Here is a 3867-nt window from a genome sequence, read left to right on the forward strand (position 1 = left end):
GAGGCCGCCCGCCCCGCCGCCCCGGCCCCGGTCCCGGCGGCGGACATGGATACCCGCCCCGCCGCCCCGGCTTCGGCCCCGGCCGCGGATGCCCGCCCGGCCACCACGGCTTCGGCCGCGGCCCCGCGTGCGTTCGTGCCGGGCGAGGCCGCCCGGGCGGTGAGCTGCGGTCCCGAGGTGACCTCCCCCGGCGGCGTGGAGGCGCAGACCTGCGTGGAGCGCGGGGACGCCGGTGACGTGCGGGGCCGGACGTACTACCGCAACGCCACCGGCGCCGAGATGCGTCTCGTACTGACCTTGATGGCGCCCGGCGGCCACACCGTGGAAACGTATTGCGCCGTTCCGGCCGAGGATGATCCGGGGGTTTGCGAGACGCCCGAAGAGCCCGATCCGGGCGTTAAGCAGGAGGAATACACGGCAGTGGCGGAGTTTGCCGGCAAGGGACCGGGCGGCCGCTTCGAGGACGGACCGCTGCTGCTCCGTTCCGGCAGCAACTCGGGTGACCCAAATGGCAGTTGAGCGGCGCTTCGGTGGCGCTTGAGGAGCCCTTGAGCGGCCTGGAGGAGGAATGTCCTCTTCCGTGAAAAATGAAGGGCCCGGTCGCTGGCGACGGGGGATGCACCAGCGACCGGGCTTCCAGCACCGTAACAAGAGATCGGCGGTCTGCAAATTCGATCTCGCTTATTCAGTCAGGTATTCGCCCGGCGGGATGGGAGTTGTGGCCGAAGTCACCGACCGGTCGGGATGTCCGGTGCGGACCATCGCCGGCGCGCCCCCGGGACCGCGCCGGCGACGCGCCGTCGCCGGCTCAGCTCAGCGTCACCTGGCGGTTGGTCAGCCCGCTGCGCGCCCGGCGCTCGTCGGCCGTCAGGGGCGCGTCGGCGGCGAGCGCCCCGGCCAGCCTCTCGGCGAAGTCGGCGGCGGGCTGCTCGCACTCCTTGGCGCTCATCGCGGACGGCAGGTCCCAGACCGGGACCATCAGCCCGTGCGCGCGGAACGAGCCGACCAGCCGGGTGCCCTCGCCGAGCGAGGAGGTGCCGGCCGCGTGCAGCCTGGCCAGCGCGTCGAGCAGCGCCTCCTCGGGGTGCGGCATCACCCATCGCAGGTGGTTCTTCTCCGGCGTCTCGCACCAGTAGGCGGCTTCCACGCCCGTCAGCTTGACGGTCGGGATGGCGGCGGCGTTGGCGCGCTCCAGCGACGCTGACACCTCGGCGGAGGCGCTGTCGGCGGAGTCCGGCACCCAGAACTCGAAGCCCGTATGCACGACCGGCTCGAAGCCGGCCTCGGTGTCCAGCAGGTCCTGGAGGCGCGGACCGTCGGCCGGGACCCGCTGCCCGGGCACCGGCGAGCCCGGCTGGGCCGTCAGAGCCCGCTTCAGGGTGTCGGCGAGGTCGCGGCTGAGGTCGCCGGACGAGGTGTCGTTCTGAAGGGCGAGCAGCACGGAGCCGTCGTCGCGGCGCAGCGCCGGCCAGGTCATCGGCAGCACGGTCGCCAGCGTCACCGACGGCACGCCCTCGGGCAGCCCGCCCTTGAGGTGCAGCGGGGCGGTCGCCGCGGGGACCAGTTCGCGCAGCGCCACCCAGTCGCTCTCGCTCGGCAGCCCTTCGAAGGGCCGCCGCACCAGCTCGGTCGCCGCGTGGGCGGCGTTCCGGCCGTGACAGGCCTTGTAGCGGCGGCCCGAACCGCAGGGGCAGGGCTCGCGGGCGCCGACGACCGGGATCTCCCCGTCCTTGAGCTGCGACTGCGGCTGTGTCTGCGACTGCGGCTTCCCGGCCTTGGTCTGGGGTCGCTTCTTGGCCATGGCGTGGCTACTCCCGTAACGGCGGTGCGGCGGTGCTGTTGTCGGCCGCGAGCCTAGCCGCCCAGGACGCCCGCGTGGGCCGGACCGCCGCGTCGGCGCCGGGTGTGCGATGGTGCGCCATGGCCGGGATGCCGGGGTGCGCCGTGGCCCGGACGCCGGGGTGCGCCATGCCCGCAGCCGCCTCCGTGCGGAGGCACGCGCGAGCCGGTGCGGTACGCCACCCCGCCCCGCCTCTGTCCTGCTCCGACTCCGCCGACGCCGCCCCCGCCGTACGCGGGCGCGGTGCACGCCGAGGGGAAGTCAGCCCAGCGGGCCGTACCCTTCCCCGTACCCGTCCTGTTCCCCGTATCCGTCCCCGTACGCGTCGAGGAAGTCGAGTCCGGGGGCGGTCAGCGGGTCCAGGGCGGTCAGCGGTCCGGTGACGCGCGTAGCGAAGTCGTCGCGCCGGTGCCCGCCGTCGATGACCACCCAGACGGTGACCTCGCCGGACCCCCCGTCCCGTACTCCCCATCGTTGGGCGAGCGAGTCGATGATGTTCAGCCCCCGGCCGCCGCGTGCGGTCACCGAGGGCGTGGCCGGAACCGGTCGGGTCGGACCACCGCCGTCCGTCACCTCGACGGTGAGCGCGCCCTGGTCGTCCACGCTCCAGGCGGCCCGCACATCCCCCTCGCCGATCTCCCGCTGCCCCAGCGGCCTGCCGTGCCGGCAGGAGTTGCTGAGCAGTTCGGAAAGGACCAGCACCGCGTCGTCGACCACGGTCGCAGCGACCCCGCCGGCCCCCAGTTCCTCCCGCATACGGCGCCTCGCCGCACCCACGCCGGCAGGACCGTGGGGTACGGCCATGCTCGACGACGCCGGCACTTCCTGTGCCACCACGAACGCCACCCCCGAGACCTCCTTTGCCCCACGCCACTCGGTGGATGCCCCACTGGACTGGACCGGAAACCGACGTCCGCTGTGCGCTGGAGCACTCCGGCGCACCGGCGTCCCGGCGGGGCGCTCCGGTCAGCCGCGGCCGAGCTGGGAGAGGACCTGCCGGGGGCGGTTGGTGATGATCGCCTCGACCCCGAGGCGGGCGCACAGCTCGACGTCCTCGGGGTCGTCGACCGTCCAGACGTGGACGCGGTGGCCGGCCCGGCGGAGGCGCTCGACGTACGCGGGGTGGTTGCGCACGGTCCGGATGGAGGGCCCGGCGATCCGGGACCCGGCGGGCAGCCGCCCGTCCCGCATCCGACGCGGCGAGACCCACTGCATCAGGTACACGGTGGGGACCTCCGGCGCGGCGGCCGCCACCCGGTACAGCGAGCGGGCGGAGAAGCTCATCACCCGGACCGGGGAGGTGGTGCCGGTACGCGGCCGGGTCAGGCCGAAGCGGTCGAGCTGCTGGATGAGGCGCTGCTCGACCTGGCCCGCCCAGCGGGTGGGGTGCTTGGTCTCGATGGCCAGCTCGATCCGGCGCCCGGCGTCCGCGACGAGCGCGAGCAGCCGCTCCAGGGTCAGCACCGAGGTGAATTCCGGGTCGCCCCAGTCCGGGCTCTCGTGCGGGTCCTTCCAGGCGCCGAAGTCGAGCTGGGCGAGGTCGGCCAGCTCCAGCGTGGAGACGGCGCCCCGGCCGTTGGAGGTGCGGTTGACGCGCCGGTCGTGCACGCAGACCAGGTGGCCGTCGGCGGTCAGCCGGACATCGCACTCCAGGCCGTCCGCACCGTCCTCGATGGCCTTCATGTACGCGGCGAGCGTGTGCTCGGGCGCGTCCTCGGAGGCGCCCCGGTGGGCGACGACCTGGATGGTGTGCTGCCGTGCGTGGGTCACCGCGCCATGGTCCCACCACCGCCCGCTCCCTTTCCCCGGTCCTGCTGCCGGTTTCACCAGGCGTCCGAATTGTCCGTAGTAAAGGATGGGGGGACGATGCACAGCTCCGGCTTACAGTGGCCTGACGGGCGGTGGGAAAAGCTGACAGCACACACAAGACGACGAGCGTTCGCATGACCACCGGCACGACCACCGCATCCGCTGCCCCGCCCCGCCCCGTACGGCGCAGCGGCCGCGGCCGCTGCGCCGTACGGGGC

General features: G+C 73.8%; 4 protein-coding genes. 1 reads left to right on the plus strand and 3 read right to left on the minus strand.

Annotation, left to right across the window (positions count from 1 at the left end):
• The coding region (locus C6N75_RS26355) for a hypothetical protein (RefSeq protein ID WP_258177624.1) at positions 1 to 519 on the plus strand (519 nt) is incomplete at its 5' end.
• 289 nt (positions 520 to 808) lie between these two features.
• On the opposite strand, the gene C6N75_RS26360 is transcribed toward C6N75_RS26355, so the two are convergent.
• The 3 genes from C6N75_RS26360 to C6N75_RS26370 form a co-directional block, all read right to left on the minus strand.
• Positions 809 to 1801 carry a DUF5926 family protein gene (locus C6N75_RS26360; protein ID WP_105871380.1) on the minus strand — a complete coding sequence of 331 codons (993 nt, stop codon included), beginning with the start codon at positions 1799 to 1801 and terminating at the stop codon, positions 809 to 811.
• Between the two features lie 300 nt (positions 1802 to 2101).
• On the minus strand, positions 2102 to 2782 hold the full coding sequence (locus C6N75_RS26365; RefSeq protein ID WP_105871381.1) for an ATP-binding protein: 681 nt from the start codon (positions 2780 to 2782) through the stop codon (positions 2102 to 2104).
• Positions 2783 to 2806: 24 nt separating this feature from the next.
• The gene (locus tag C6N75_RS26370; protein ID WP_105871382.1) at positions 2807 to 3610 is read right to left on the minus strand and encodes a glycerophosphodiester phosphodiesterase; all 804 of its coding nucleotides are present in this window, start codon (positions 3608 to 3610) and stop codon (positions 2807 to 2809) included.
• Between the last annotated feature and the right edge of the window lie 257 nt (positions 3611 to 3867).

The sequence above is a fragment of the Streptomyces solincola genome, assembly GCF_002982015.1.
GTDB classification, from domain to species: Bacteria; Actinomycetota; Actinomycetes; order Streptomycetales; family Streptomycetaceae; genus Streptomyces; species Streptomyces solincola.